At 68.2% G+C, this 25,450-nt stretch carries 24 protein-coding genes, 6 tRNA genes and 1 pseudogene; 12 read left to right on the top strand and 19 right to left on the bottom strand.

Going from position 1 to position 25,450, the window contains the following annotated elements; translation table 11 throughout:
- Positions 1-71 precede the first annotated feature (71 nt).
- The 13 genes and pseudogenes from AB0M48_RS29755 to AB0M48_RS29695 form a co-directional block, all read right to left on the bottom strand.
- Complete coding sequence (locus tag AB0M48_RS29755; RefSeq protein ID WP_363848308.1) at positions 72-2,264, bottom strand: TIGR03773 family transporter-associated surface protein; 2,193 nt, start codon at positions 2,262-2,264, stop codon at positions 72-74.
- 84 nt (positions 2,265-2,348) lie between these two features.
- Positions 2,349-3,221: an anchored repeat-type ABC transporter permease subunit gene (locus AB0M48_RS29750; protein ID WP_363848305.1), complete on the bottom strand. Its 873-nt coding sequence runs from the start codon at positions 3,219-3,221 to the stop codon at positions 2,349-2,351.
- A complete protein-coding gene (locus tag AB0M48_RS29745; protein ID WP_363848302.1) occupies positions 3,222-3,965 on the bottom strand; it encodes an anchored repeat-type ABC transporter ATP-binding subunit in 744 nt (247 codons plus the stop codon). It lies immediately after the preceding gene.
- Positions 3,962-4,870 carry a choice-of-anchor M domain-containing protein gene (locus AB0M48_RS29740; protein WP_363848299.1) on the bottom strand — a complete coding sequence of 303 codons (909 nt, stop codon included), beginning with the start codon at positions 4,868-4,870 and terminating at the stop codon, positions 3,962-3,964. The genes AB0M48_RS29745 and AB0M48_RS29740 overlap by 4 nt, the downstream gene beginning before the upstream one ends.
- A gap of 14 nt (positions 4,871-4,884) precedes the next feature.
- Positions 4,885-6,417 (bottom strand): anchored repeat ABC transporter, substrate-binding protein, encoded by a 1,533-nt coding sequence (locus AB0M48_RS29735; RefSeq protein ID WP_363848297.1) that lies wholly within the window; start codon positions 6,415-6,417, stop codon positions 4,885-4,887.
- A 181-nt stretch (positions 6,418-6,598) separates the two neighbouring features.
- Positions 6,599-6,961: pseudogene (locus AB0M48_RS29730) on the bottom strand (choice-of-anchor M domain-containing protein); the annotation flags it as partial.
- A 200-nt stretch (positions 6,962-7,161) separates the two neighbouring features.
- Positions 7,162-7,923: a class I SAM-dependent methyltransferase gene (locus AB0M48_RS29725; protein WP_363848295.1), complete on the bottom strand. Its 762-nt coding sequence runs from the start codon at positions 7,921-7,923 to the stop codon at positions 7,162-7,164.
- Positions 7,924-8,123: 200 nt separating this feature from the next.
- Positions 8,124-9,158: a pyridoxal-phosphate dependent enzyme gene (locus AB0M48_RS29720; protein WP_363848293.1), complete on the bottom strand. Its 1,035-nt coding sequence runs from the start codon at positions 9,156-9,158 to the stop codon at positions 8,124-8,126.
- A 13-nt stretch (positions 9,159-9,171) separates the two neighbouring features.
- A complete protein-coding gene (locus AB0M48_RS29715) occupies positions 9,172-9,972 on the bottom strand; it encodes a DUF364 domain-containing protein (RefSeq protein ID WP_363848290.1) in 801 nt (266 codons plus the stop codon).
- Positions 9,969-10,685: a methyltransferase gene (locus AB0M48_RS29710; RefSeq protein ID WP_363848288.1), complete on the bottom strand. Its 717-nt coding sequence runs from the start codon at positions 10,683-10,685 to the stop codon at positions 9,969-9,971. Before AB0M48_RS29710 ends, AB0M48_RS29715 begins: the two co-directional genes overlap by 4 nt.
- Positions 10,686-10,698: 13 nt before the next feature.
- The gene (locus AB0M48_RS29705) at positions 10,699-11,466 is read right to left on the bottom strand and encodes an ABC transporter ATP-binding protein (RefSeq protein ID WP_363848285.1); all 768 of its coding nucleotides are present in this window, start codon (positions 11,464-11,466) and stop codon (positions 10,699-10,701) included.
- On the bottom strand, positions 11,463-12,548 hold the full coding sequence (locus AB0M48_RS29700) for an iron chelate uptake ABC transporter family permease subunit (protein WP_363848283.1): 1,086 nt from the start codon (positions 12,546-12,548) through the stop codon (positions 11,463-11,465). Before AB0M48_RS29700 ends, AB0M48_RS29705 begins: the two co-directional genes overlap by 4 nt.
- The gene (locus AB0M48_RS29695) at positions 12,541-13,536 is read right to left on the bottom strand and encodes an ABC transporter substrate-binding protein (protein ID WP_363848280.1); all 996 of its coding nucleotides are present in this window, start codon (positions 13,534-13,536) and stop codon (positions 12,541-12,543) included. The genes AB0M48_RS29700 and AB0M48_RS29695 overlap by 8 nt, the downstream gene beginning before the upstream one ends.
- Positions 13,537-13,612: 76 nt before the next feature.
- Between AB0M48_RS29695 and AB0M48_RS29690 the strand changes: the two genes are divergently transcribed.
- Complete coding sequence (locus tag AB0M48_RS29690; RefSeq protein WP_363848277.1) at positions 13,613-14,830, top strand: MFS transporter; 1,218 nt, start codon at positions 13,613-13,615, stop codon at positions 14,828-14,830.
- Positions 14,827-15,567 (top strand): TauD/TfdA family dioxygenase, encoded by a 741-nt coding sequence (locus AB0M48_RS29685; RefSeq protein WP_363848275.1) that lies wholly within the window; start codon positions 14,827-14,829, stop codon positions 15,565-15,567. The genes AB0M48_RS29690 and AB0M48_RS29685 overlap by 4 nt, the downstream gene beginning before the upstream one ends.
- 445 nt (positions 15,568-16,012) lie before the next feature.
- Here AB0M48_RS29685 and AB0M48_RS29680 read toward each other — a convergent pair whose 3' ends face one another.
- Positions 16,013-16,912 carry a methyltransferase domain-containing protein gene (locus AB0M48_RS29680; RefSeq protein ID WP_363848272.1) on the bottom strand — a complete coding sequence of 300 codons (900 nt, stop codon included), beginning with the start codon at positions 16,910-16,912 and terminating at the stop codon, positions 16,013-16,015.
- Positions 16,913-17,237: 325 nt separating this feature from the next.
- Here AB0M48_RS29680 and AB0M48_RS29675 point away from each other — a divergent pair, with 325 nt between their 5' ends.
- Positions 17,238-17,561: a hypothetical protein gene (locus AB0M48_RS29675; protein WP_363848559.1), complete on the top strand. Its 324-nt coding sequence runs from the start codon at positions 17,238-17,240 to the stop codon at positions 17,559-17,561.
- Positions 17,562-17,595: 34 nt separating this feature from the next.
- Here the strand turns inward: AB0M48_RS29675 and AB0M48_RS29670 are convergent, their stop codons facing one another.
- Positions 17,596-18,945, bottom strand: a complete 1,350-nt coding sequence (locus AB0M48_RS29670) for an amidohydrolase family protein (RefSeq protein WP_363848269.1) — start codon at positions 18,943-18,945, stop codon at positions 17,596-17,598.
- A 976-nt stretch (positions 18,946-19,921) separates the two neighbouring features.
- Here AB0M48_RS29670 and AB0M48_RS29665 point away from each other — a divergent pair.
- Both AB0M48_RS29665 and AB0M48_RS29660 read left to right on the top strand, forming a co-directional pair.
- Entirely contained in the window at positions 19,922-20,197 is a 276-nt protein-coding gene (locus AB0M48_RS29665) for a helix-turn-helix domain-containing protein (RefSeq protein WP_363848266.1), read from the top strand.
- Between the two features lie 81 nt (positions 20,198-20,278).
- A complete protein-coding gene (locus AB0M48_RS29660; RefSeq protein WP_363848263.1) occupies positions 20,279-21,430 on the top strand; it encodes a tyrosine-type recombinase/integrase in 1,152 nt (383 codons plus the stop codon).
- A 117-nt stretch (positions 21,431-21,547) separates the two neighbouring features.
- On the opposite strand, the gene AB0M48_RS29655 is transcribed toward AB0M48_RS29660, so the two are convergent.
- From AB0M48_RS29655 to AB0M48_RS29640, 4 genes are all read right to left on the bottom strand, one after another.
- Positions 21,548-21,619 (bottom strand) — tRNA-Val (locus AB0M48_RS29655).
- Positions 21,620-21,675: 56 nt separating this feature from the next.
- Positions 21,676-22,098 (bottom strand): TIGR02611 family protein, encoded by a 423-nt coding sequence (locus AB0M48_RS29650; protein ID WP_363848261.1) that lies wholly within the window; start codon positions 22,096-22,098, stop codon positions 21,676-21,678.
- A 22-nt stretch (positions 22,099-22,120) separates the two neighbouring features.
- Positions 22,121-22,903, bottom strand: a complete 783-nt coding sequence (locus tag AB0M48_RS29645) for an anti-sigma factor (protein WP_363848258.1) — start codon at positions 22,901-22,903, stop codon at positions 22,121-22,123.
- Positions 22,900-23,520, bottom strand: a complete 621-nt coding sequence (locus AB0M48_RS29640; RefSeq protein ID WP_363848255.1) for a sigma-70 family RNA polymerase sigma factor — start codon at positions 23,518-23,520, stop codon at positions 22,900-22,902. Before AB0M48_RS29640 ends, AB0M48_RS29645 begins: the two co-directional genes overlap by 4 nt.
- A 255-nt stretch (positions 23,521-23,775) precedes the next feature.
- Between AB0M48_RS29640 and AB0M48_RS29635 the strand changes: the two genes are divergently transcribed.
- The 7 genes from AB0M48_RS29635 (at position 23,776) to AB0M48_RS29605 (ending at position 25,439) form a co-directional block, all read left to right on the top strand.
- Entirely contained in the window at positions 23,776-24,201 is a 426-nt protein-coding gene (locus AB0M48_RS29635; protein WP_030477975.1) for an SsgA family sporulation/cell division regulator, read from the top strand.
- Between the two features lie 107 nt (positions 24,202-24,308).
- Positions 24,309-24,381, top strand: a tRNA-Gly gene (locus tag AB0M48_RS29630).
- A gap of 40 nt (positions 24,382-24,421) precedes the next feature.
- A tRNA-Cys gene (locus tag AB0M48_RS29625) sits at positions 24,422-24,493 on the top strand.
- A 1-nt stretch (position 24,494) separates the two neighbouring features.
- Positions 24,495-24,566 (top strand) — tRNA-Val (locus AB0M48_RS29620).
- Between the two features lie 158 nt (positions 24,567-24,724).
- Positions 24,725-24,797: transfer RNA gene (locus tag AB0M48_RS29615), tRNA-Gly, on the top strand.
- A gap of 1 nt (position 24,798) precedes the next feature.
- Positions 24,799-24,870 (top strand) — tRNA-Val (locus AB0M48_RS29610).
- A gap of 392 nt (positions 24,871-25,262) precedes the next feature.
- Positions 25,263-25,439: a hypothetical protein gene (locus AB0M48_RS29605; RefSeq protein WP_363848253.1), complete on the top strand. Its 177-nt coding sequence runs from the start codon at positions 25,263-25,265 to the stop codon at positions 25,437-25,439.
- The last annotated feature ends 11 nt before the right edge of the window (positions 25,440-25,450 follow it).

Genomic DNA, 25,450 nt, shown 5'->3' with positions numbered 1-25,450 from the left:
CGCGTTCTGGTTCTTGCCTTTGTTGCGGTCACTGCGTTCCTTGCCTTTCTTCGGGGACTGGAGAGGTGTGATCAGCGCCTGCGACGAACGCCGGCGAGGGTGGCCAGGTTGGTGAGCAGGAAGCCGAGAGGGATCAGCAGGACCGCGGCGACGACAAGGCCGGCGACGGCCGAGCCGTCGAGCCCGGTGGAGGCCAGGCCGGACGGCAGCGCGCACTCCTTGCCGTCGGCCGTGCGGCCCACCTGCTCGACGACCGGCGTGCCCGTGCGCGCGGCTTTCGGGTCACCGGGCCCGACGTGGAAGGTGAGCGTGCTCTTGGCACTGGCCTGGCGGCCGTCGATCGAGCCACCGATCGAGAACGTCACCGAGTAGCTGCCGGGTTTGGTGAACGCCCACACCGCGTGCACGTGCACACCCGACTGTCCTACTGGGACGGTGGTGGCGCGGGGGAACCCGGCGACCGTGCCGAAGTAGCGGTCACCGACGCCACCGAACGGGTCCTGTCCGTAGACGGCCAGCTCACCGGGGCCGTCGACCTTGTCCAGCGTCAGCGTGATGTCGCTCTTCACGGCGGCGAGCACGGAGGGGTGCTGGGTGTTCCAGCCCAGCCACGGCACACCGGAACGCTGCGTCAGCGGGATCGTCCACACCGGACCCGATCCCAGGAAGTCCAGGCCCGAGCCCGGCGGTGGCGTCGCCCGTGCGGCGTCACCGAGGTGGAAGACGTAGCTCGCCGGATCGCGGTAGGCCGGGGTGCCCTGGCGGTCGTCCTTGACCCGTGCGGAGAACGCGCCGCCCTCGACGACGGGGCCGAAGTCGAAGTGGCCATCGGTGACCACCTCGACCTCACCGGGTGGCACCGTGCGGGTGACCGTGGTGGGCACGCAGGCCTGCGTCGTTGCGGTCGCCGGCGGCGCGGCCTTCGGCGGCGCGCCAGTGGTGGTGCCCGGGGGAGTGGTGGTCGGGGCGGGTGGGGTCGTCGTGCCCGCGCGGACGTCCAAGACCACGGGGCGCGCCGAGACCGTCGTCGCCCCGCTTCCATCGCGCACGTCGAAGCCGAGCTCGGCACCGTGCAGGTCGAGGCTCGCGGTCAGCGTCAGGACCTCGCCTGTTCCGCGTTCGGTGGTGGCGCCGGCCTTCCGCGTCCACCAGGTGACGGTGTGGCCGGGGCGTTGCGGGGTGACGAGCGCGGTGGCTGTGATCGCCTCGCCCTGCGGGTAGGTGCCGCGGACTCCGGTCACCACCGCACCCGAGGGTGCTCCGGGATTCGCCACGGGCGTGGACTGCGACCGTGCGAGGAGGTCGCCTGCCGCGGGGACGAACCGGGCGGTGAAGGCCAGGGCCTCGGCGTCCGCCGACAGAGCAAGGCTCGCGGAGCCATCGCGCAGCGGCTCGTGGGCGACGACCTCGTCCCGCGTCGCGGTGTGCCGCACGAACTCCACCCAGCCCTGGGGGACGCCGCCGTCGATGCTCTGCGGCCCGCCGGTGACCGTGCTGCTGAGCTCCAGTCCCGCCGGTGTTCCGGTGGCCGACAGCGTCGTAGTCGTGGCCACCGCGTTGTGCGGCCCGACGACGACCGCGTACCGCGCCGGAGGCGAGACCAGACGCGTGCCCGAGGCCGCGGTGGCGGATGCCTCGAACTCCAGCTCGTAGACACCGGGTGCGGTGAATGCCCAGTTGGCGTGCGCATGGGTGGGAACCGCGACACGCGCTGTGCGCACGGCAGGATCGTGCGAACTGAAGACGCGTTCGGGGCCGTCGGTCCCGGAGACGTAGACCTCGAGGCGACCTGGCCCGCGCGCCGTCCGCAGCGTGAGGTCGACAACGTTGTCCACGAGCGCGCCCCGCGGCACCGACTCGGTGTTCCAGCCCGCCCACAGCATGTCCGGCTGGAAGGTCTGCGGGATCACGTGGATCGGCGTGCCGCCCGGTACGCCGAGAAAGCTGTAGGCGGGTGAGGAGGGCGCCGGTCGCTTGGCGGCGTCGGTGACGTTGAGGGTCGTGGCCGACGGGTCGAACGGTCCGGAGTCGCTCTTGCCCTTGACGGTCAGCGCGCCGTTCTCGAGCAGCACGGTCGCAAGATCGACGTGACCGCCCGCGATGAGCTGCCGCCTCGGGGGTTCGGGGGCCGGACCGGGCGCGGCGGCTGCAGCGGGAGCTGCGATCACGGCGACCATTGCCGCCACCACGGCGGCGACCGCGTCCCGTCGCTTCGGGTTTCGATCACCTGCGCGGATTCGCATGCCGCTGCCTCCGGGGGTCATGACCTGAACGTAAGTCAAATGATTGTCATTTTCAATAAAACGCCGAGGCGTCTGCCGTCGGGAAGGTCACACGTCGTTAGCGGGCTAGCTCGCGGTGCTCTCGGCCCGGTGTTTCGGGGTGCGGGCGAGCAGACCGTGCTTGGGCGCCAGAACCCAGGCGGTGAGGAACACCGCGGTGAGCACGAGGACGATCGTTCCGCCAGTCGGGAAGTCCCACGACCACGACACGTACAGACCGACCAGCGCGCACAAGCCGCCGATCACGGGCGCGAGCACCATCATCACGGCGAGCCGGTCGGTCAGCAGGCGCGCGGTCGCCGCCGGTGTCACCAGGAGCGCGAGCACCAGGATGTTGCCGATCGTCTGCACCGAGATCACCACCGCGAGGGTGACCAGCACGTAGAGCACGATGTCGAGCCAGAACACCCGCAGGCCCGTGGCCCGCGCCATCTCCCTGTCGATGGTGACCGCGACGAACTCCTTGTGCAGCAGGAACACCGCGCCCAGCACGAGGATGCCGGTTACCGCGACCGTGTACAGGTCCTCGTCCGGGATGCCGGTGATGGAGCCGAACAGGAACTGCTGCAGCGACCCGGCGTAGCCCGGTGCCTTGGAGATCACCACGATGCCCAGGGCGAACGCGGCGACGAAGAAGATCCCGATGACCGAGTCCTCGCGAAGCCGCCGGTTCTGCGAGAACACTGCGACCAGCACCGCGGTCGCCACGCCGGCGATGGTGCCGCCGAGGATCAGGTTGCCCGACACCGCGAACGCGATGGCCAGTCCGGGGAACACGGCGTGTGCGACCGCGTCGCCGATGAACGCCATTCCCCGCAGGACGACGTAGCAGCCCACGACGCCGCAGACGATCGAGGACATCACCGCGACCAGCAGTGCCTTGGGCAGGAACGCGAGGTCGGGGTTGACCAGGTCGCGGAGGAAGTCGATCGGGGACATTCAGACCGCCTTGAGGATCTTGAGCAACGGGCTGCCCTCGCTGACGCCGAAGGTGTCCATCCACGGCTGCTCGTCACGCAGCTGATCCGGTGACCCCGCGGCGACGACCGTGCGGTTGAGCAGGATGAGCCGGTCGCAGGTGTAGAGCGCGCCCGGCAGGTCGTGGGTGGTGGTCAGCACGGCGTGGGAGTCCCGGGCCAGCGACAGCAACAGGTCCGAAAGCAGTTCCTGCGTCGGCATGTCCAGACCCGTGAAGGGCTCGTCGAGCAACAGCGCCGATGGCTGCAGCGCCAACGCCCTCGCCAGCAGCACGCGCTGACGCTGCCCACCGGACAGTTCACCGACCGGGCGGGTCCGCAGGTCGGCCATGCGCACCCGGTCGAGCGCCTCGACCACCGCACGCCAGTCCGCCGCACGAGGCCTGCGGAGCAAGCCGAGCTTTCCGGTGCGGCCGGTCATCACCACGCCCTCCACCGAGAGCGGGAAGTCCCAGGCGAACTCGTGCCGCTGAGGCACGTAGCCCAAACCGGTGCCCGCGCGGCGCACCGGCTCCCCGTCCACCTCCACCTCACCGGCCTTGGGCTTCAGGAGGCCCATCAGGCTGCGCAGCAGTGTGGTCTTGCCCGCCCCGTTGGGCCCGACCAACCCGACGAGTTCGCCTCGGTCGACGGTGAGGTCGACGTCGGTGAGCACCCGGCGCCCGCCCAGGTCCACGGCCAGCCCGCTCACCCGCAACGCGTTCACCCGGACGTCCCCTGCCGCTTCGCCGCGCGGCCGCGCACGATCACAACGACGACGAGCACCCCCAGCACGACGACGGCCGCGACCAGCGCGATGACACCCCAGGGCGGTCCTGAGCCACCGTCGTTCCCGACAGTGTCCTTTTCGGACGCTGCGGCAGAAGGTGTTGTGCTCGAAGACTTCTGTGGCGCGGCCGCGAGAGCCGCCTTGGCATCGGTCGCATCACCGACGGCGAAGCGCAGCGTCGCGGTGTTGCGGACCTCCTTGCCATCCACCAGTTTGGCGTGCGCCTCCACCTGGACGAGGTAGACGCCAGGGGTGGTGAAGACCCAGTTCGCGTGCGTGTGCGTGTTGGTGTCGACCCAGATGTCCTGGCGTTCGGCCTTGGTGGAGTCCCACAACACGTCAGCGGCGCCGAAGTTGCCGGCCTGCAGGTAGACGAACAGCTCGCCGGGACCGTCGGCGCCGGTGAGGGTCAGGGTGATTCCGCGGTCGACGACCTCCATCACCTCGGGGTCCTGGGTGTTCCAGCCGACCCAGGTCACCTCGGGGTTCTGCACCTGCGGCAGCACGTGCACCCGCGTGCCCGGTTTGCCGATGAAGGCGTACGCGGGGTTGTCCGGCACCGTGAGCAACGCCTTGTCCGAGACCTGGAACGCCGTGCGGTCCAGGTTCCGCCAGACGGACTGTTCGCCGGTGTCGTCGTGCACCATCAGCTTCCACGCGCCGTCGACGTAGCGGGGGCCGATGTCCACGTGGCCGCGCGCCAGCACAGCCTCGTCCACGGCGATCCGCTGGTCGGGTGCGATGGTCTGGTCCGGCCCGTCGCTGGGTGGCTGCGCCAAGGCCGCGGCGGGCGCCAGCAGCGCCGCCACGACCAGCAGGGCGCTCGGCAGGGACCGTCTCATGTACTCCTCTTTCATCAGCGCAGGCAGTCGCGCAGCGAGTCGGCGTTGAACCGCATCATCCGGACGTAGGTCGTGACCTCGCCGTCGAAGGTGTCGCCGTAGATCGGGCAGACCCGGATCCCCTGCTCACCGGCGACCTGGGTGAGCGTCGACGAGCGGGCGGCCAGGTTGGGTTCGAGGAACACCGCGGGCACCGCGAGGTTGCGGATCGTCTCGGTGAGCTTGCGGCGGTCGGCCAGGGAGGGCTCGGCGGCGGGATTGGGCGTGACGAACCCGGCAACGCTCATGCCGTACGCCTGGGCGAGGTAGCCGAACGCGTCGTGCGTCGTGATCAGATGGCGGCGCGCCGCCGGGATCTCGTCGATCTGCGCGCGCACGTACCGGTCGAGTGCATCGAGCTCAGCGAGGTAGGCCTCTGTGTTGCGGCGGTACTCCCGCGTGCCCTCGGGGTCCTTCTCGATCAGCGTGTCGCGGATGACCTGGGTGTAGGCCATGGCGTTGCGCACGTTCTGCCACAGGTGCGGATCGATCTCGCCGTGCACGTGCTTGCCGAGCACGGCCTGGGCGAGCTGGTAGACCCGCTCACCGGGCCGGCCGAGGAACCCGAACCCGGCGGGGATCTCGCTGAGCGCCTTGCTCGGCACCACGACGACGGCATCGGACGCGGGCACGACCTGCTGCGCCTTCTCCCCGCCTCCCTGCGGATCGAAGAGCGCGTAGACCTGCTCGCGGTCCAGGTCGACGGTGAGGTCGGCATGGCCGCGGTCCACCAGCACAGACCGGTTCGGAGGCTGCACGCCGACCGCGAAGGTGAACTTCGACTCGCCGAGCGGCACCGGTCGTGACCGCTGGTCCACCCGCAGGCGCGCCGACAGGGTCACCTCGTAGACGCCGGGTTCGGTGAACGCCCAGGACATGTGGGTGTGGGCGTCGGCGGGCAGGACCGCGGTGTCGTCGCCGTATCCGTCGCCGGGGTTGAAGCCGTCGCTGGAGTCGAAGTAGATGTCGGCGTCACCGAACGATCCGGTGAGGTAGCCGTAGACGTTTCCAGGACCACTGGCGGCGGTCATGCTCACCAGGACCTCCGACGCGCGGTTCGCGCCGTGAGCCTTGCCGTCGCCCCTGGCCCGCAGCCCGAGCCACACGGTGTCCAGCGTGACGTCCTCGACCAGCGGGATGATCTCGGCGGCGTACTTGACGGCGTCCTCGGCCAGCGAGACGTTCGCCGCCTCCGGGCGGAGGTTGGCATCCAGAGCTTTGATGACGGAGTGCTCCTCCAGCATCACGTAGTTGCTGAACGCCACGTCCGCGTACACGACGTTCCGCACGTCACGCAGACTCGGTTCGTAGGAGTGCGGGTCCGCTCCATCAGGCACCAGCGAGGTGACGTTGACCCTCGACCCGCCCACGTTGCGCACGAGATCCCGCAACAGGCCGGTCGTGGCGACCACCTGCAACCGGCCGTCGCGATCGCTCAGCGAGGCAGGAGCGGTACAGCCCGAAGCCCCCACCATGACGATCAACCCGACCATCAGGTGTCGGCGCAAGCCAGGGAGCACGTCGTCACGCCAATCTGTACCCGAGGTAGTTAGTAACGATAACCATAATCACCAGTGCTCATCGGAAGCCAGCCCTCGGCGGTCGTCGTGGTCTACGCCACTCGGGTGTGGCATTCGGGCGTCGTTGCGCGGGATGTGGAGGCCGGGTCGCCCCGGGCCTCCACGTGGATCACGGCTGGACGGTGAAGGTGTAGGTCTTCTGGCCCGTGGTGACCGTGCCCCCGCCGGCCTTCGTGGCGGTCACCTCGAAGACAGCGGTGTAGGTGCCGGCCGCTTCGAACGCCCAGTTGGCGTGGGCGTGGGTGTTCACGGCGAGCGTGCGGGAGTCGGGCAGGCCGTTGCCGCTGTCGAACCACACGGTCGGCGTGCCGAAGGACCCCGTCGTGTAGACGCTGAAGTCCGCCGGCCCGGTGACGGACACGAGTTTCACGCTGAGGGTGTTGTTCTGGAGCACACCGCTCGGCACGCCCTCGGTGTTGAGGCCTGCCCACAGCACGCCGCCGACCTGGCTCTGCGGCAGGATCCACACCGGTGAGCCGGGGGGCGAGGAACGCGTAGGAGGGGCTCGACGGCACCGTGGTGCGACTCGCCGGCACGGCGTTCAGCGTCACCGGCACCGGCACTGAGTGCGGGCGAGGTATCCGAACTGCAGACCCGAAACGATCCTCCTGACGGGGAAGCCGGACGCGCCGCGACCAGATCATGGCCACGGCCGCGTCTTGGCCTGAGGCTTCAGCGAACGGCGACCATCACGTAGTCGTCGCCGTACTGCCAGACAGTTCCGACATCGCTGAACCCAGCCTGCCGCAACGCTTCCTCGTGCCACCGCGGACTGAGGTCGTTGCCGTGGCCACTCGCCTTCGTGGTCAGCTCCTCCTCGGTGAACATCTCGCGCAACCCGGCGTCGGACCGAGCCTGGGCCCACCATGTGGCCCAGTCCTCGTTCGCGAGGACGCCCGCGCGCTCGGCGCGGCGGTCGCGCACGAACTCCGCCAGCTCCTGCAGAGCCGGCTTCTCGAAGTACAAGTGGTCACCGTTGATCAGCACACCGCCGGGCCGCAGGGCGGTGGCCAGGTCGTCGTAGACGCGGCGGAGGCGGTCGGGCTCGAGCCAGTGCAAGGCGGTGGTCGACACCGCAGCGTCCCACCCGCGGCCGGCACCCACGCGTTCGGTCCAGCCGGGCTCGCCGAGATCGGTGAGGACGTAGTCGATCGGCGCCTGCTCGGGGCGGGTGTGGCGGGCAAGACCGAGCAGGAACGGATGCACGTCCACACCGACGATCCTGGCGTGAGGGACGCGCGCGTGCAGCCGCGTCGACAAGGAACCGGGTCCACAGCCCAGGTCCACGACCACGGGTGCCTCGACGGGCGCGCACACGCGTTCTACCACGTCGCCGATCACCTGGAACCGTTCCTCACGTTCGGCGATGTAGTGCTCTTGCTGGCGATCCCACCGGTCCACCCACGACGCCGCGACCGCTTCGTGGTCAGCCATGCTCGACCTCCTCTGGTTCGTGTTCCGCCTGACATGCCGGATTCGGGCACGACGACGTGGTCGCCTTCGGGCGCCTCCGCAGGTCAGATTTGATCCTCATCATCGCCGGGGTGACGGATCTGTTCGACGGCTTCCACCCTGCCGATCCGCGGTCGTCAGCCGTACGCGCAGGGTTCGGGGTTGCGCGACGATCGCTCGAGTCAGGACGCCACTCGCATCGCATCGGTGGGTGCGGCAGCGGGTGGAGCGGATGCGCGGTTCCAGTCCATGCGGGACCACGGCAATTGCATGTCCTGCAGCTCCGTGATCTGGCGTGGCCGCAGTTCGGTCATCGCTGGTGCCTGCGCGTGCCGCGAGTAGGCCGCGTCGATGTAGCGGTGGCCGGTGTCGGGGGCCAGCAGGACGACGTGCCGTTGTGGGTCCAGTCCCTGTTCCCAGCGCGTGGCGAGGTACGCCGCTCCTGCCGACAGGCCGGCGAAGACGGCGTGCTCGCGCAGGAGAGCGATGCTGCCGGCGAGCGCCGCGTCGAAGCCGGTCCAGTGCAGGGTGTCGTAGAGGGTGTGGTCCACGTTGCCGAACGGGATGGAGCTGCCGATCCCGGCGATGATGATCTCCGGGTCGTGCACGTGCTCGCTGCCGAAGGTGACGCTGTCGAACGGCTGCACACCGACCAGGCGGACGTCTGGGCCGGTCTCACGGAGATAGCTCGCCAGCGCGCCGGTCGACGCTCCGGTGCCGACGCCACCGACGACGGTCAGCCGATCTGCGCCCACGTGGTGGCGAACGAGCTCGGCGATCGAGCGGTAGCCGAGGTAGTGGATGTCGTCGTGGTACTGGCGCATCCAGTGATGACGAGAGTTGTCCCGCAGAATCTCCTGCACGCGGGCGACTCTGCGGTTCTGGTCGAGCTTCAGGCTCGCGGTCGCCGGCATGGGTTCGACGGTCGCACCCAGGATCTCGAGCTGAGCGCGCAGCGTCGCGTCGACCGTGGTCGAGGCGACGATGTGGCATTTCAGCCCGTAGCGGTGACACGCGAGCGCGAGGGCGTGAGCGTAGAGGCCGCTGGAGCTGTCGACGAGGGTGTCGCCAGGCGCGATGGTGCCGCGCTCGAGCAGGTGCTTCACCGCGGCCAGCGCCGAGGCGACCTTCATGGTTTCGAAGCGCAGGCAGGTGGTGTTGCTGTCCAGCCTGACGACAGCGGGTCTGCTGAGTGTGTCGGTGATGTGCTCATCCACGTCTTTCCCCAGTTCAGGGTCGTGTGCGGTAGCGGTACAGCACTGTTTGTTCGGCGCTGAACTGGGAGAACGGGAACGGCTCCGCGGACAGCGCGGTGACGCCTGAACCGAGGAAGTGGCGGGCGATCGCGCTCGCGGTCTGGGCGTAGATCACCAGCGGGATGGCGCGTTCGCGGCACACGCGCAGGATTTCGTCGAACGTGCCGTTGCCGATGGTCATCCCGGTGGCCACGACGGCGTCGGCAACGCCGAGCACGTCGCGCATGTCCTGTGCCACCGGGTCACCCCACTGCGTGGTGCGCAGCGTCAGGTCGCAGGGCAGGCATTCGGCGCCGCGTTCGCGGATCGCAGCGACGAGGGGGTTGACCACGCCGATCAACGCCACCTTGACGCCCGGCGCGACGTCGAGCAGTCCGGCCACGGCGGCGTCGCGGGCCTGGGCGCGTACTTCCGGCGTGCCGGCGGGCAGGACGACCTGCTCCGCCTGCTCCGTCCGGTGTGGACGGACGTGACCGAGGTAGGCGTCGAGCACCGCCACCCGCACCGCGGCGGGTGCGCCGGTGAGCACGTCGGCGACAGCGGCACCGGAGTGCTCCAGGCACACCGCGGGATCGACCTCGCCCTCGGCGAAAGCGCATGCGCCGATCGCGGTGCCCACCCGCGCGAGCACGTACTGGTTGCGATAGGTGGTGTTCCCGCCCGCCAGCCGGGTTCCGTGGTGGACCCAGAACACGCTGGTCGCCGCGACCGTCTGCGGATCCGGTCCGTGCCGCCCGGCCAGGACCTCGGTCGCGAGATCGTCCACAGTGGTCACGACTTCTCCTTGGTGAGCCGGAACAAGAACGTGATGACGCCGTCGTACCAGTCGTGCCGGTGGTGGACCTGCGTGGTGAAACCGCGTTCGGCCGCATGGCCGATGATGACGCGCAGGTCGGCGGTGTTCGACAGGATCAGGAACACCTCGCCGTCCTCGGTGAGCAGGTCTCGGTCGGCGAGCTGGTCGAAAAACGTGATCACCAGCGGCGCACCGGCACAGACGTTGCGAACGATGTCGGGATCGTCGCTGACCTTTTGGCTGACCGCAGGCGGGTTGAAGGTCACCACGTCCAGCCGTGCATCCTGGGGGACGGCGTCGAACAGGTCGGACACCAGTGGAACGAAGCGGCTGTCCGAGCTGTCCCCGACATGAGTGCGGTAGTGCTCAGTGGTGGCCTGCACGCTCGCCGGGTGCACGTCGAGCGCGTACACGGTGTGTGCGCCGCGCAACCCGGCGGCGACGGCCTCGACACCCACGCCGACACCCATCGCCGCGTAGACGCGGTCGCGCGTCTCGATGTCACCGTCAAGCAGGCGCTGATGCAGCATTCGACTCGTCTCACCGGGGTGGAACACACCGGGCGGCAGGCCGAACGCCATCCCGTTCCAGGAGTAGTCGCGGTAGGTGTGCAGATCAGCCTTGGGCTGGTTGATCGCGATGACGTGGTCAGCGGGTAACACCGGTGGCAGGTCCGCCGGAGTGACGGTCACGGTTCTCCTCAGGTCAGTGCGCGGGACTGCGGTAGCCCACGGCCAGATGGCCCAGGCTGTCGCGGCCGATCTCGGCGTCGACTTCGAACACGTCGCGCAACAGCGGCGCGGTGAGCACATCGGAAGCGGGACCATCGGCGACGACGGCCCCGCGGTGCATCAACACGAGCCGGTCGCAGTAGCGGGCAGCCAGCGCGAGGTCGTGCAGCGCCACCACGACGGTCTGCGGGGTGGCGCTGATCAGCTCCATCAGTTCGAGCTGGTGACGCACGTCGAGGTGGTTGGTGGGTTCGTCCAGCAGCAGCCCCCAGGTGCGCTGGGCGAGGGCGCGGGCGAGGTGGGCGCGTTGCCGCTCGCCTCCGGACAGCTGCTTCCACGGCCGGTCCGCCAGCAGGGCGAGGTCGAGCCGGTCGAGCGCTGCGGCGACGATCGCGCGGTCCGTGTCGTCCGGGCCGCGCCACCGCGACCGGTACGCGGTGCGGCCGAGCATGGCGACCTCGGCCACGCACAGATCGCTGTCGGTGTCGGCGGTCTGCTCGACGAAGGCCATTTTGCGCGCCCGATCGCGTGGGGGCCACGACGCGATATCGGTGCCGTCGTACCGCACCGCACCCGCGGTCGGCGTGCGCAACCCCGCCAGGCATCGCAACAACGAGGACTTGCCGGATCCGTTCGGGCCGATCAGCCCGACCGTTTCGCCGGGCTCGACCACCAGGTCCACGTCCCGGACGATGGTCTTGCCCGGCACGCCCCAGCTCAGGTGCTCGGCTTGGATCCTCACAGCTCTCCCCGCTTGCGCAGCACCATCAGGAACAGCGGAACGCCCAGCAGCGCGGTGAACACGCCGACCGGGACCTCCAGAGGCGAGAACACCACTCGGGCCAGCGCGTCGGTCCACACCAGGAACGCCGCACCCACCACGGCCGACAGCGGGAGCAACTGCCGGTGCAGCGGGCCGATCAGGAACCTGACCCCATGCGGCACGATCAAGCCGACGAACCCGATCGCCCCCACTGCGGCCACTGCCACGGCGGTCATCAGCGAGGTGGTGACCAGCAGCACGGTGCGCGTCGTGCGGACATTCACGCCGAGCGAGGCGGCGGTATCGGTGCCGAACGCGAACCCGTCCAGCGCGGCCGAGCACAACCACACCACGAGCAGACCCACCGCGAGGACGACCGCGCACATCAGCACCGACTGCCAGCGCGCCGATGCGAGAGATCCGAGCAGCCAGGTGGTCAGCGCACGGATGCTGTCCGCGTCGCCGGAGGACAACAGGATCAGCGAGGTGAGCGCGGAGAACAGCTGGCCGACGACCACACCGGTCAGCACGATCCGAATCGAGTCCAGACCGGAGCGGCGCAACAGCAGCATCAGCAGCCCGAACGACACCAGCGCGCCGACCAGCGCACCGCCGGTCACACCGAGCTGTGAGCTGGCGAACCCGAGCACCACGACCACCACGGCGCCGGTGGAGGCACCGGAGGAGATGCCCAGCAGGTAGGGGTCGGCCAGCGCGTTGCGCGTGAGGCTTTGCAGCGCGGCGCCGCACACCGCCAGCGCGGCGCCCACGAGTGCAGCCAGCAGCACCCTCGGCACTCGCAGGTCCCAGATCAGCGAGTCCTGCAGGCGCGACAACGGCTCGACCGGCAACCCCAGCCGGGTGCCCGCCGCCCGGCCGATCTCCGCCCATCCCACGCCCGCACCGATGCGCACGGCCAGAGCCAGCGACACCAGCAGGAAAACCAAGCACAGCACCGCCACGAGCGCCTTCCGGCGGCGGGCGGGCTCGTGCGGCACGACCGGTGCCGACGGGACGACGGGATCGGTCGCGGGGTTGAGCAGCACCGTGGAGTCAGCCACGACCGGCGATCTTGTCGAGGCCGGCGCTGAACGCGCGCAGCGCGTCCGTGGTGCGCACCGACGGGTCCATCTCGATACCGGGCAGCTCGATGATCTTGTTGTCGCGCACCGCGGCCAGCTGCGACATCACCGGGTGCTCGCGCATCATCGCGATCTTCTCGCTCGCCTTGTCACCGGGGTTGCCGCGCTCGGACAGGTCACCGATCACGATCACGTCGGGGTTGCGGCGCGCGACCTCCTCCCAGGAGACCTCAGGCCATTCCTGCGCGACGTCGTCGAAGACGTTGGTCGTGCCGGCCAGTTTGCTCATCTGGCTGGCCAATGCGTCCTTGCCCGCGACGTAGGGGACGCCCTTGAACACCGAGTAGACCCACGCGACCTTGAGGCCCTGCTGCCTCTTCGCTCCCGCCGCCTCGACCTCGGCGACCACGGCCCGCTGCTCGTTGGCCAGCTGGGTCGCCCGGTCGGTGACGCCCAGGATCTTCCCGAGGTTCTCGTAGTCGCGGAACAGCCTCTCGAAGGGCGGCGTCGTGCCGTCGGGACAGTTCACCGCGCTGACGTACGTCGGAACGCCCAGGTTCGACAGTTCGTCACGCGTACCCGCGCGGTCAGCCGTGAACAGCTCTTTGAACGAGGCCACCACCACATCGGGGTTGGCGGCGCGCAGTGGCTCCGACGTGAGCACCTTCGGCGACAGGACCGGCACCTTCGCGTACGCCTCGGCGTACTTGGGGGAGACCTTGGTCTTCAGGTTCGCCGTGCCCGCCATCTTGTCCTGCACGCCCAGGGCCAGCAGTGTTTCGGTGGAGGACTGGTCGAGCGTCACCGCGCGCTGCGGGGTGGCGGTGAACGTCAACTGCTTGCCGCAACTGTCCACCGCGACGGCCTGCGCCGAGGAAGACGGCGCGGAGCCGCTTCCCGGTGCGGCGCAGCCAGTGGCCAGGACCGCGGCGGCGAGCGCTGTCCCGAGTCGGGCGAGGTGTGACATTGGTGCCTCCAGCGAGATGACGACTCGGATACTGTAACGACAACCATTTGCAGATCAAGAGTCCATTGGGAGTGTGATGCACGTGCTCCACGACGCCGTAAAACCGGCGTCGGTGCTCCGCAGCGCGCCGTTCGTCCGGTTGTGGACCGCGACAACGGCATCGGGAATGGCGACGTGGGCGCTCCCGTTCGTCCTCGGCCTCGCGGTGCTCGACAGGTCCTTGACCGCTATCGAACTCGGTGTGCTGCTGGCCGCGCGCACCGCGGGTTTCCTGGCCGCTGTTCCGGTCAGCGGTGTGCTGGCCGACCGGTACGCCAGGCGGCAGGTGGTGCTGTGGTCCGGTCTGGGCGCGGCCGTGGCGGCACCGGTGATCGCCTTCGGCATCGACAGGTCACTGCTGCTGATGACGGCCGCGGTGGTGGTGATGGGTGCCGGGCAGGGCGCATGCCGCCCCGCGTTCCAGGCGCTGACCGCGGAGGTGGTGACCGACGGACAACGACAGCAGGCCAACGCGGCCATGACCCTCGCCGTCCGGGTCACCACGCTGGTCGCGCCGAGCCTGGTCGCGTTGCTGGCGCTGGTGGTGAACACGCCGGTGCTGCTGCTCGGAATCGGCGCTCTGTGGCTGGCCGCCGCCCTGATCCCGCCCGGCGGGACCCATCGCCCCGAGGTGCCGGTCGCCAAGCCGCGGTTCTGGACGGAGTTCGCCGACGGCGTGCGCGAAGCACGCAGGCATCCGTGGTTCCTGGCCGGGCTGGGTGCGTTGACGCTGGTGATCGCCACCGGCTACTCGGCAACAGGCGTGGTGCTGCCACTGGTCAGCCGCGACCGCTACGGCACGGAAGCCGTTCTCGCCGCTGCGATGACCGCCTACACCGTCGGGGCACTTGCGGGCGCCCTGCTGATCGCGCGCTGGCGTCCACGCGCCCAGGGGTGGATCGCTCTGGCGGGGCTCGCCCTGTACGGGTTCGCTCCGCTCAGCCTGCTCCTGCCTGTGCACCCCGCCCTCGTCGTCGCCGCCTACGTGTTCGCCGGGGTGGGCATCGAGCTGTTCAACGTACCGTGGTTCACAGCGACCCAGCGGGAGGTCGAGCCGGACAAGCTCGCAAGAGTGTCCTCTTTGGACTTCCTGCTGTCCTACGGCCTCGCGCCCGTCGGCCTCGCGCTGATCGCACCAGCGATCCAGGAGTTCGGCGCGACCGCGGTCCTGGCGGTGTGCGCGGTGGTGTGCTTCGCCGCACCCGCGGTAGCAGCGTTGGTTCCCTCGTCCCGTGAATTCCGGGTGCAACGATGAACGACTTCGTGATCGTGCCCGAGCGGATCAACGCCATCGATCCGCAGGCCCGGCACGCCCTCGACGAGACCGGCGCGGTGATCATCACGGACTTGCCCGGCCGTCCCGCCTCGCTCACCGTCGCGGCCGCAATGCTGTTCGGCACCGCACTGCGGGAGCTCTACCCCCACCGCACCCGCCGTTCTGTCGACGGCACAACGGTACCGTTGCACGCCGACAGCTTCGACATCGTCGTCGACATCTCGGGAAATCCGACACGGCGGCGGCACCCCGACGAGGATTACGTCCTCGTGCTGCTCGCCGAGCAGGCACCGGCCGGGGGAGAGTCCTTCGTGCTGGACGCACACACCTTCACGGACTCGCTGGCACCTGATCTGCGGGCATTCCTCGCCGAGACCGACGTCGACCTCTACGGCCGCTGGGCAGGCACACGTGGCCTCCCCGCAACGCCCAGGGCGGGCAGGCACATCGAGTACACCCGCACCGGCCGGCGCATCACCCGCCGCACGGACGGCGCGATCCCGCTGCACCGCGACCCCGACAGCGAGCACATCACCACCATGCTCGCCGGCCTTGACGTCGCGGTGGAGCGTGCCCAGGCGGCACTGCCCAGGTTCCGCCTCGACGAAGGGGAAATCCTCGTGCTCGACAACTACCGTTGCTGGCATGGCCGCGAAGCGCACACCGGGCAACGCACAGTTCACATCCAGACGTTGCGGACTGATAACGCCAAGTAGCCAGAACAGTTGTCGACACTGCCGGTCGACGATCCGACCGGCGAAGGACTTCAGCTGTGCAGGAGCACCGCTGCCTTGGCCGGGATCCGAGAGGCGCGCGGCCGCAGCCGCGGACTTGGCCACCAGGTGACCGAGGCGACTACGGCGGCAGATGCGCTGAGCGCGTTGGAAGGCGAGTCGTTCGGCCTCGTCCTGCTCGACGTGAATCTGCCGGACATGAGCGGATCCGACGTCACCGAGCCGCATCAAGGAGAACCCCTGCACGAACTCGATCCCCGTCGTAGTGGTCTCGCGACGCACATCGGACCCGACGACAAGATCATCGGTTTGTGGAGGCGGTCCTTCCACCTCATCCGCCGGTGCTCAGTTCTGAGGCCGAGGTCATTCCACTGAGGACACCTGCTTCGGACGAATCATGACCAACGCTCCGACACGGGAAGTGGGGTCACGACGCGTCCAGCTGAAAGTGCCAGATGACCTGCGCTGGCGCACCTGCGTTGGCGGCTCGTGTTGCTTCGGGCACCATGTCGGCCAGGCACCACGGCCACAGCTCCCACGGTCCTACCGTGCCGAGCGTGTCCGTCCGGTCTGCGGGCACCGGACGTGCGCGGGCCGGCAGGGGAGGTTCCTCGCAGCGACGCACCTGCAGTCCCACCGGCAGCGCGGCACGCAGGTAGTCCCCGATGAGGTGGCGGTGGGTGCTCAGCCGGCCAGGTCGGCCGTCAGCGCTGCGCACCGGGGGAATCGCGCCCTGCGCCACACGTTCGGGGTGCATGTCGGCGATCACCAGGTGCCCACCCGGACATAGCACCCTGGCGAACTCCGCCATCACCGGCTCGAGAGCCGGGACGTGGGTCAGCGCCAAGGCGCACACGACCAGGTCGACCTCGGCGTCGGCCACCGGGAGTTCGGTGAGATCACCGAGCAGGAACTCGCCCTGCGGCACCTTGGCGCGTGCCCGCGCGAGCATGTCGGGGGAGCTGTCGACGCCAATGACCCGGTGACCACGCCCGGCGAGGATTTCGGCGTAGCGGCCAGTTCCGCAGGCGGCGTCCAGGGCGACACCCACGGGCAGTGAGTCGACGATCTGCTTGACCAGGGGCTCGTCGATGTCGAACGACGAGTTGGGCTGGTCGTACGTCGCCGACCACAGTCGATAGCCCGTGACCGTGTCGACGCGGTCGACTTCCACCGCTGCGTTCACCAACGCCTCGTCGGCGAGCACCTTGCGGATCTCCGCGATCCGGGCCTCCACGAAGTCGCGGTCGAACTCTCCGGTGAACGCACGCAACAAGGCAAGGCCCTCAAGCCCGAGCAGGTACGCCCGCGGGTCCTCGTAGATCACTCGACGGAGGCTAACGCGGTGCTTTCGGCTGAGCCACCGACTTTTCGTGGCCCGGCACCCGAACGTGGCTCATCGAGTGGACTGCCAGTGGGCGTCCCAGAACCGCCTCCAGGTCCTCCCTCGTCACACCACCCTGCCGTGAGTTGAACCGGAACCCGCGGGATCTGCCCTTCACCCTGACTTACCTGTTCCGGGATGAGGGCTCCGCGCGGTTGGCCGGTGCGACGGGGCTCATCGCGGGGCACCCGGTCGCCTCCGCGACGTTGTCCGCCGGCGACCCGGACGCGATGTGGCCCGTCGAGGCATTGGCTCGGGGGAGTCCGCGTTGGTCGACCTCGACGGTCCCATGTTCGCCGGGCTGCCCGGCGGGGACTTCGAGAAACCGCCCGTGCAGGCGCTGGTGGTGTCGCTGAAGCAGCAGGACGGCGCGTCGTACGGACTCGTGGCGGCGGGGTTGAACCGCTACCGCCCGCTGGACGAGGGCTACCGCGCGGTTCTTCAGCTCGGTGAGCACATGCAGCCAATATTTGGCGCCCTCATCGCCATCGCCGGCCCACAACCCGAGGGTGTGACGGGCATGCCTGGCAGGTTCTTCTCGCTCCATACCGCTCAGCCATGGCCTCCTCCGGTTCAGGAGCCCAGACTGTGAACAACCTCAGTCAGTTATAGAACTAGTAGTGGCGTCAGGACCTCGAAGTCCGCGTGGCGACGTCGGTGTGCTCGGCCCGCGGTGTCACGGTGTGCTGCTCTGACCAGGTCCCGCTCGCACGGACCGGTGAACGGCGGACCACGCCGGACTGCATGACGAACTCCACCTGGCCGACGACGTCGATGTCGGTGAACGGATCGCCGGCCACCGCTACCAAGTCTGCCACCGCGCCGGGCCTGATCACTCCCAAATCGGGCTGTCGCAGCAGTTCCGCGGCCACGCTGGTGGCGGCGCGCAAGGCCCGCAGCGGACTGATGCCGTTGGACACCATCGAGCCGAACTCCCGCCAGGTTTCCGCGTGCGGGATCACGCTGGCGTCGGTGCCGAACGCGATCGTCACGTCGCTGTCGGCCAGGTGCTCGGCACCGGCGCGCAGCCGGTCGGCGTGGCGGCGGACCTTCTCGCGGATGAAGGCCGGTTTGTCCTGCCAGTATTCGTCGTCGTCGAGTTTGTCGACGAAGCCCAGCATCGCGTACTGGGTGGGCACGAGGTACGCGCCGTGCTCGGCGACCATCGCAAGCGTGTCCCGCGACGCCAGGCTGGCGTGCTCGACGGAACGCACGCCTGCCCGCACCGCCCGGCGGACCGCCTCGTCGTTGAGGGCGTGCACCGCACACGGCAGCCCCAGGTCGGTCGCCGCAGCCACCAACGCGCGCATCTCCTCCAGGGTGTAGGTGACATGGGCCGGCTCGTCGTTGACCGACCCGAACCCGCCGCTGGCCGCGAACTTGATCCAGTCCGCGCCGTGGCGCGCCTGTTCGCGCACCTTGCGCACCACCTCGGCGGTTCCGTCGCCCAGCGTGCCGACCTCGATTCCGTACCGGGCGGTCAGCCCGGGTTGTTTGTCGCCGTGGCCGCCTCGGGCGGAGATCAGGTTGGGCGCCACGATCAGGCGAGGGCCTTCGATGACGTCGTCGGCCTGCGCCTGGCGCAGGTCGATCGTGATCGGCTGGTCGGCACAGCCCAGGTCGCGCACCGTGGTGAACCCGTTGTGCAACAACTGCCGCAGAGCGGGCAGCGCAGCCAACGTCTGATGGCCGACAGAGCTGGTCGCCAGTCCGCTGTCCAGCACGTGCACGTGGCAGTCGATGAACCCCGGCAGCAACGTCCGCGCGCCCAGATCAATGGTCCGCACCCCGTCGGCACGAACCTCTCGCCCCATGTCCGCGATCCGGCCGTCTCGAACCAGCACCTTCAGCTGTTGCGACGGGCGCTCGGCCACGCCGTCCCACACGTGATCAGCCAGCAGCAGCACTTCGCCGTCGCGATCACCGCGGCGCGACTCCGTCGATGGGGGCACAGTCCGGGTTGCCCACCACGCCACCGCACCTCCCAACGACCACCCGAAAGCGTGGAACGGTGCGCGCTCTGCTCGTTGGCCTTGCTGCCCACCATGTCCGGCTCCGCAGGTGGCACTCATGCGCGCCCGTCGCCCGGCGCGCGTGAGGAGTTGCGGCCGGCGAGCAGCGTGACCGATGCCGGTATCCGTCGAGCTCTTGTTCGCAATAGAGGAGGGAGATCAGTCCCGGTTCGTAAGCCTTCAGCAGCACGCTGACGGCCTCGGCTGGGTCGCGTTGCCGCACCAGGTGTAATCGCACAGCCAGATCCCGTCGGCGCTGACATGCTCGTGTGAGCTGGAGGCTGGTCAGGGGCGGCCTGCTCGCCGCCGAGGCGCAAACCGCGCGCCGTCGCGATCCCTCGGCCTGGCAGGGCGTTGTGGGTCACGATGGACTACGACCGGCCCAGTGGATCGAGAAGTACGTATCCCGTGGATAACGGCGCGGTACGTTGCTCGACTCCTTCCCGGGATGGACCCAGAACTTCACCCATGTGCTTGGCTCCGCCAGCCACCGTGCCGGCCCTGGCCACAGAGCTGGTGGCCGACGCGGTCTCCGGCGACACCCGTAGCTGCGCATCCGGTAGATCCTCTGAACGGAGGATGCGGCCTCCGGCCGGCGCTACACCACCACAGGAGCTTCGACGCCGACCAGCCTCTGTGAATCAACGGCCGGAAGAGCCTTGATCACTCCGGACGGGTGAATCCGAAGCTGTCAACGCTTGAGGTGTCCCCAACGGACTCGTAAATCGGAGTTAAGAGGCGTCAAGTCGTCTCTTCGGGAGGACACCCCGTGACTCACATCGACCGTGAAACCCGTCTGCATTCAGCAGATTTCGCCTCTAGCGGGCGACGCTCGTCTTCCGTGTCGCCTATCCCGTTGCAGCACGCCAGGGACGCCCAACCGGACCCGGCCCCCGGCGTTCGGCCGCCTGCGCACGACCTACCGGTCAGTGCGGGCCAAATGCTGTTCACCCCTACCCAGGCAGCTGCGTTGTTGCAGGTGCGGGAGACGTGGCTACGGCGGCGTGCTGCCCGGCGGTTGGTCCCGTGCACCTTCCTTGGCAAGCACCTGCGCTTCTCCCGAGACAACCTCGAGCAGATCGCTGCGGACGCGGTCCGCCCAGCGAGCACCGCCTCCGAATCGTCAGTCCGATCAAGTGGACCACGTGGTCGCCGGAGCGTCTACGGGCATCGTCGGGGTCGGCCCGGAAAGTTCTCCGGCCAAGAACACATTTAGGTTGCCCTCCTCGCTGAAACGAGCGTTCATACGGGTTGCGCTGATTGATGCGCATGTTCAGATCTCAGTGAAGGGTGAACGATGGCCTGGGTAGAAAAGCATGGAGACACGTTCCGCGTCCGCTACCGCCTTGAGGACGGAACGGTCTTCTCGGAGAACGGGTTCGCGACTATCACATTGGCGGAGAATCGGGCCGCCGATGTGGAGTCCGACCAGCGGCGGCAGCGGTTCACCGATCCGCGCTTGTCGAGGACCACGATCGACGAATGGATCCGAGTGTGGTCGGAGGCGCACAGCGTTGCGGCTATGACGTGGTCGACCTATGACTCGCACATCCGCAACCACATCTTGCCTCGGTGGTCCGGCACGGCTGTCGGTGACATCGAGAGGATCAAGGTGAAGGGATGGGTGAACAAGACACTGCGGCAGAACCTGGCCGACAAGAGCGTCAAGGACATCCTGGTGCTGTTCTCGATGATCCTTGGCGAGGCCGTCGAGGAGGGACTGCTCACCTTGAACCCGTGCCGGAAGCTGCGGATCGCCTTCGACGAGGCGCCGGAGCGGCCGCATGCCAGTACGGAAGAAGTCGATGCGCTCGCGGGACGAATGGATCCGGACGACGGGCTGCTGACGCTCACGGCCGCGTACACCGGCCTGCGGTGGGGCGAGCTGGCTGGACTGCAGTGGATCAGGACTTATCTCTCGAGCGATCCCAGGATCGAGGTCGACCCGAAGTTCGGCGCGTTGCACGAGGTGCGAGGACGAAAGCTCGAACTCGGCCCGCCCAAGACCCCTGCCAGTGTTCGGTCTGTACACCTGCCGCCGTTCCTGGTCGACGAGTTGCTCGCGCACCGGGAGCGAAACCTGGATGCGCAATTCGTGTTCCCCGGAGCGAGGGGAGCGCTGCGGCGCCGGTCTAACTTCCGTCAGCGAGTGTGGTTGCCGGCTCTCGCTGGTGACGAGAAGCTGGGTTGGGCGCCGCTCAACCAGGAGATGCACTTCCATGATCTACGCCACACGCACAAGACCTGGCTCATCGAGGACGACGTGCCCCGCGTGCTGCGACTCAACCGACTGGGACATAAGCGCAAGGACGTTGACGACGGCTACTCGCACGTGACGGATCTGATGATCAGCCGAATGCTGGCCGCGCTACAGAGCCGATGGGAAACGGACGGCGGATGGACCTGGAACCAGTCAATGATGCCTAAAGTCGTGCCGCAGGCACTGTGACCACTTAGGTATCGCAAGTGTGGTCAGGAGGCCGTGCTCCCAAATTGCTCCCACGGCAACGCAAACGGCCCGCCGATGAGATCATCGACAGGCCGTCTGACCAGGTAAAACACACTGTGGGCGATACTGGGATCGAACCAGTGACCTCTTCGGTGTGAACGAAGCGCTCTCCCGCTGAGCTAAACGCCCGTGTTCTGTTGTGTTGCTGTCCCGCTCTCGCGGTGTGGCCATAGCCTACAACATCATCAACGAGAACCAAAAATCGGGCTCTGCAACCAGCTCCACTCGAGGCCGAACCAGCCGCCTACCAGCGCGAACACGTTGAGGAAGTAGCAGGTTACGAGGACGATGGCGCAGACGCCCGCCATCACCAGGCCGCGGACCCAGGACGGCTGGCGCTTGAGCCATGCGACCCAGCGGTCGTAGTAGCGCTTGGCGAACTGCAGGACTTTGCCTGCCCACTCGAACTCCGTGGCGAGGATGGCCAGGCCCGCGAAGACCACGAGCCAGCCCGGGCCCGGATACGGGATCATGATGACGCCCGCGATCAGGACCAGGCCGCCGATCACGCCCACGCCGATTCGGTAGGCCAGGTTCAGTGCCGGGTTCCGGTGGAACCAGTGGCGCCAGCCCTTGTGCTCTTCGGGCTTCACGTCGGGCTTCGTCATGTGTCGATCATCCTGTTGGGATTCAGGCGGGTGCAACCTGGCCGCCCGCTAGCACCTCCGAGGGTTCCGGCGGGGCTTGGCGGCCTGGTTCGAGCGACACCGCGAAGGTCGTGTGCTTGTGCGCGTCGGAGGACCAGGTCAGCAGTTGCGGGTCGGTCGAACCGGCTCGTACGTCGAACATCGCCAACGGTACCGGCGCTTTGGTGCTCGCGCCCCAGACTACGTAAACGTGACCCGAGTCGTTCGGTTTCAGGTTCGTCGGCACCACGGCGCCCGAGGCCGGGTTCGAGAGGACGACGGCCACCTCGTCGCCTGAGCCCGTGCGCAGGACCGCCCTGTTCGTGGCCGGGTCGGCGGCCAGGGAGAGGGCCTTGTTCAGGTCGTCGGTGCGGGCCTGGGCGGCCGCTACCTGGTTCGAGAGCTGGTTCACGCGCACGCCCAGGTAGCCGGCGCCTGCCAGTACGGCCAGCGCTGCCGCGGCGGCCAGCAGGACGCGGCCGGTGCGGCGGCGGTGTTGCGGGCGCAGCGGGATCGGTGCGGCGTGGCGCGGGGTGTGCTGTTCGGGCGCTTCCTGGGGGATGTGCTCGATCTGTTCCATCAGCTTCGCGCGCAGGCGGGGCGGTGGCTGTTCCTGGGGGACCGCGCCGCCTATGCCCGCCAGCACCTCCTGCGTCGCCTGCACGGTGTGCTGGCACGTGGTGCAGGTCGGCACGTGGTCGCGGGCCAGTGCTTCTTCGTCTGGCTCCAACGAGTGCATCGCCCAGCCGACGGCGAGCTCCTCGTGAGCGCACAGGTCGCCGTTCACCGGTGAACTCCTGTCGTCTCGCCGGTCTCGCCGGCCCACAAGTTCCCCAACGTGCCTCTCAGGCGTCTGATCGCTGCGAACGTGCGCGATTTCACAGTTCCCAGTGGGACGCCTGTCAGCTTTGCCACTTCGCACTGCGTGTAGCCGCCGAGATAGGCGAGCGCTATTACTTGGCGCTGTTCTTCCGGCAGCGTGTGCAGGGCTGCTCTGACCTCGGCGCTCACCACGCTGACCAACGCTGCGTGGTCGGAGCCTTCGGCAGGAGGGGACATGTCGTCGGTGAGGGGAACAGACCGACGACGCTGAGTGTTCTCCTTACGTACGGCGTCCACCGCGCGGTGGTGCACCAAAGTCATCAACCAGGTGCCGAAACCTCCGCGGGCGGGGTCGAACCTGGCGGGATGCCGCCAGAGTGCGAGGAAGGCCTCCTGGACGACGTCCTCGGCCAGTTCCGGGTCCACGCAGATGCGCCTGGCCAGCGAATACGCTGGTGTGCCGTACCTGTCGTACAGCTCACCGAACGCCGACCGATCGCCCTGTGCGAGTCTTTGCACGAGCTCGAAATCGGTCGGCCGGCCGTCGCTCGACGCAACGGTTGGGCCGGGCGAGTCAGCCACCAGAGATGTCCTCACGTCCAACATTCGCGCAACAGCCGGTACCGGGTTCAGGTTAGACCCAGCAAGATGGGAGTCGCTGAACACCGGCTGAGAGCGAGGAGGCCACGGAGCGCGTGCACGCGGTCGCGTTGCGAAGTCGAGCTGACCCGATGGGGTGATCTGGACCCGATTCGCGAGCGTTCCTCGCCACATGCACGTCACAACTGAGGTGCTCGGTCGTTTCATTGACCGGGAAGGGAGAAGAGGGTAACGACGATGCGCAACGATCACGTGACGCTCCGCTCGACAGCGGTCTTCGACCTGCTGGCACCGAGGACCCCCGCGGTCCCGGTTCAAGTGGAGCTTCGATACGACACGAAGGACCCGTACGCGGTTGTGGCCGCGTTCCGCACCGGCCGCGCCGGTTGGGTCGAGTGGGTGTACGCCCGCGACCTGCTCGCAGACGGGCTCATCGCCGACGCCGGCGACGGTGACGTCCGGATCCGCCCCGCCGCAGACGACCCCGAGGTCGTCGTGATCGAGCTGAGCTCGCCTTCCGGGCACGCCATGTTCGAGGCGTCCGCCCAGGAACTCGCCGACTTCCTCGATCGGACCTACGACGTCGTCGTGCCGGGCAACGAGCACCTCTGGGTCAACGTCGATGAGGCGCTCACGCACCTCATCTCGAACGATCTGAGCTGAATAATCCGAGGTAGGGGGCCCGCGATGCCGAAGCGGGCACCCCCGGTGAAACTCGCTTGAACCCCTCGTATAAGCTTCGTTTCAACATCATGAAGTCAGTGATGTACGCGGATGTAGCGCAGTTGGTAGCGCATCACCTTGCCAAGGTGAGGGTCGCGAGTTCGAGTCTCGTCATCCGCTCTGTGGTTCCACGGTGTACTTGCCGTGGGGTCATACTCCTGGCGGAGTGGCCGAGTGGCTTAGGCAAGGGCCTGCAAAGCCCTGTACACGGGTTCGATTCCCGTCTCCGCCTCGGACGATTAGCTCAGCGGGAGAGCACTACCTTGACACGGTAGGGGTCACAGGTTCAATCCCTGTATCGTCCACTTCGGATCGACAAGCGGGGCCAGGTGCACAGCGCACCTGGCCCCGCTGTCGTTTCACGGTCGTGCCGGCGGACACGTCACCCCGAAGATCAGCCGATTTGGAACTTCGGGGGACCGTCGGATAAAGTTCACTCGCGCCACGGGAAACCGGGGCGCACGCGGATGTAGCGCAGTTGGTAGCGCATCACCTTGCCAAGGTGAGGGTCGCGAGTTCGAGTCTCGTCATCCGCTCGGACGATTAGCTCAGCGGGAGAGCACTACCTTGACACGGTAGGGGTCACAGGTTCAATCCCTGTATCGTCCACTTGAAGTACGAAGCCCCCGATCACATTGTGGTCGGGGGCTTCTTGCTATTCGGTGGTCGTCCGGTCGTGGCCGTTCTTCGGCCCATTCGGTGCGGCACGGCAAGATCATGATCGAGCTGCTGGGCACGCCAGGCGCGGTGGGCCAGGAACTGCCGCGACGGAGAGGGCACGGGCCGCCGCGGCTGCGCGGAGTGATCGAGAAAACCAGGAACTGATCAAGGGCGGTGTCCTCCCGGGGACACCGCCCTTTTCGCGTTGCCGGTGTTGACCGCTTTGGTGGGCAACAGGAAACGCCTGGTTCCAGGCTATTCGAAGACGAATGCTCGAAGGGAGCTCGCAGACAGCGGGCGAAATTCGGAAATCAATTCCGATCACCTTCGGAGGATTCGCCATGTCCAAAATCGTGTCCACTGTCGCCGCCGGTGTTGCCACGCTCCTGACCGCGATCGCCGTCGCGGCCTCCCTTTCCGGTGGTGTCGCGGCCAACGCCGACGGCACCCCGCCGCCGCCCCCCACCACGACCACCACGGAAACGCAGAACGGCGGGGGCAACGTCTGGCACGGCTGAACATTCGCGGA

The organism is Lentzea sp. NPDC051208 (genome assembly GCF_040682435.1).
Lineage (GTDB): Bacteria > Actinomycetota > Actinomycetes > Mycobacteriales > Pseudonocardiaceae > Lentzea > Lentzea kristufekii.
This window is presented reverse-complemented; position numbering and strand designations above follow the sequence as displayed.

What these genes read in the sequence shown, in the direction of transcription:
- AB0M48_RS29725 (WP_363848295.1), bottom strand. Translation starts at nt 7,923, where the DNA reads ATGGCTGACCACGAAGCGGTCGCGGCGTCGTGGGTGGACCGGTGGGAT.
- AB0M48_RS29690 (WP_363848277.1), top strand. Translation starts at nt 13,613, where the DNA reads ATGCACGTGCTCCACGACGCCGTAAAACCGGCGTCGGTGCTCCGCAGC.
- AB0M48_RS29695 (WP_363848280.1), bottom strand. Translation starts at nt 13,536, where the DNA reads ATGTCACACCTCGCCCGACTCGGGACAGCGCTCGCCGCCGCGGTCCTG.
- AB0M48_RS29740 (WP_363848299.1), bottom strand. Translation starts at nt 4,870, where the DNA reads ATGAGACGGTCCCTGCCGAGCGCCCTGCTGGTCGTGGCGGCGCTGCTG.
- AB0M48_RS29755 (WP_363848308.1), bottom strand. Translation starts at nt 2,264, where the DNA reads ATGACCCCCGGAGGCAGCGGCATGCGAATCCGCGCAGGTGATCGAAAC.
- AB0M48_RS29750 (WP_363848305.1), bottom strand. Translation starts at nt 3,221, where the DNA reads ATGTCCCCGATCGACTTCCTCCGCGACCTGGTCAACCCCGACCTCGCG.
- AB0M48_RS29685 (WP_363848275.1), top strand. Translation starts at nt 14,827, where the DNA reads ATGAACGACTTCGTGATCGTGCCCGAGCGGATCAACGCCATCGATCCG.
- AB0M48_RS29660 (WP_363848263.1), top strand. Translation starts at nt 20,279, where the DNA reads ATGGCCTGGGTAGAAAAGCATGGAGACACGTTCCGCGTCCGCTACCGC.
- AB0M48_RS29605 (WP_363848253.1), top strand. Translation starts at nt 25,263, where the DNA reads ATGTCCAAAATCGTGTCCACTGTCGCCGCCGGTGTTGCCACGCTCCTG.
- AB0M48_RS29635 (WP_030477975.1), top strand. Translation starts at nt 23,776, where the DNA reads ATGCGCAACGATCACGTGACGCTCCGCTCGACAGCGGTCTTCGACCTG.
- AB0M48_RS29650 (WP_363848261.1), bottom strand. Translation starts at nt 22,098, where the DNA reads ATGACGAAGCCCGACGTGAAGCCCGAAGAGCACAAGGGCTGGCGCCAC.
- AB0M48_RS29665 (WP_363848266.1), top strand. Translation starts at nt 19,922, where the DNA reads ATGCTGTTCACCCCTACCCAGGCAGCTGCGTTGTTGCAGGTGCGGGAG.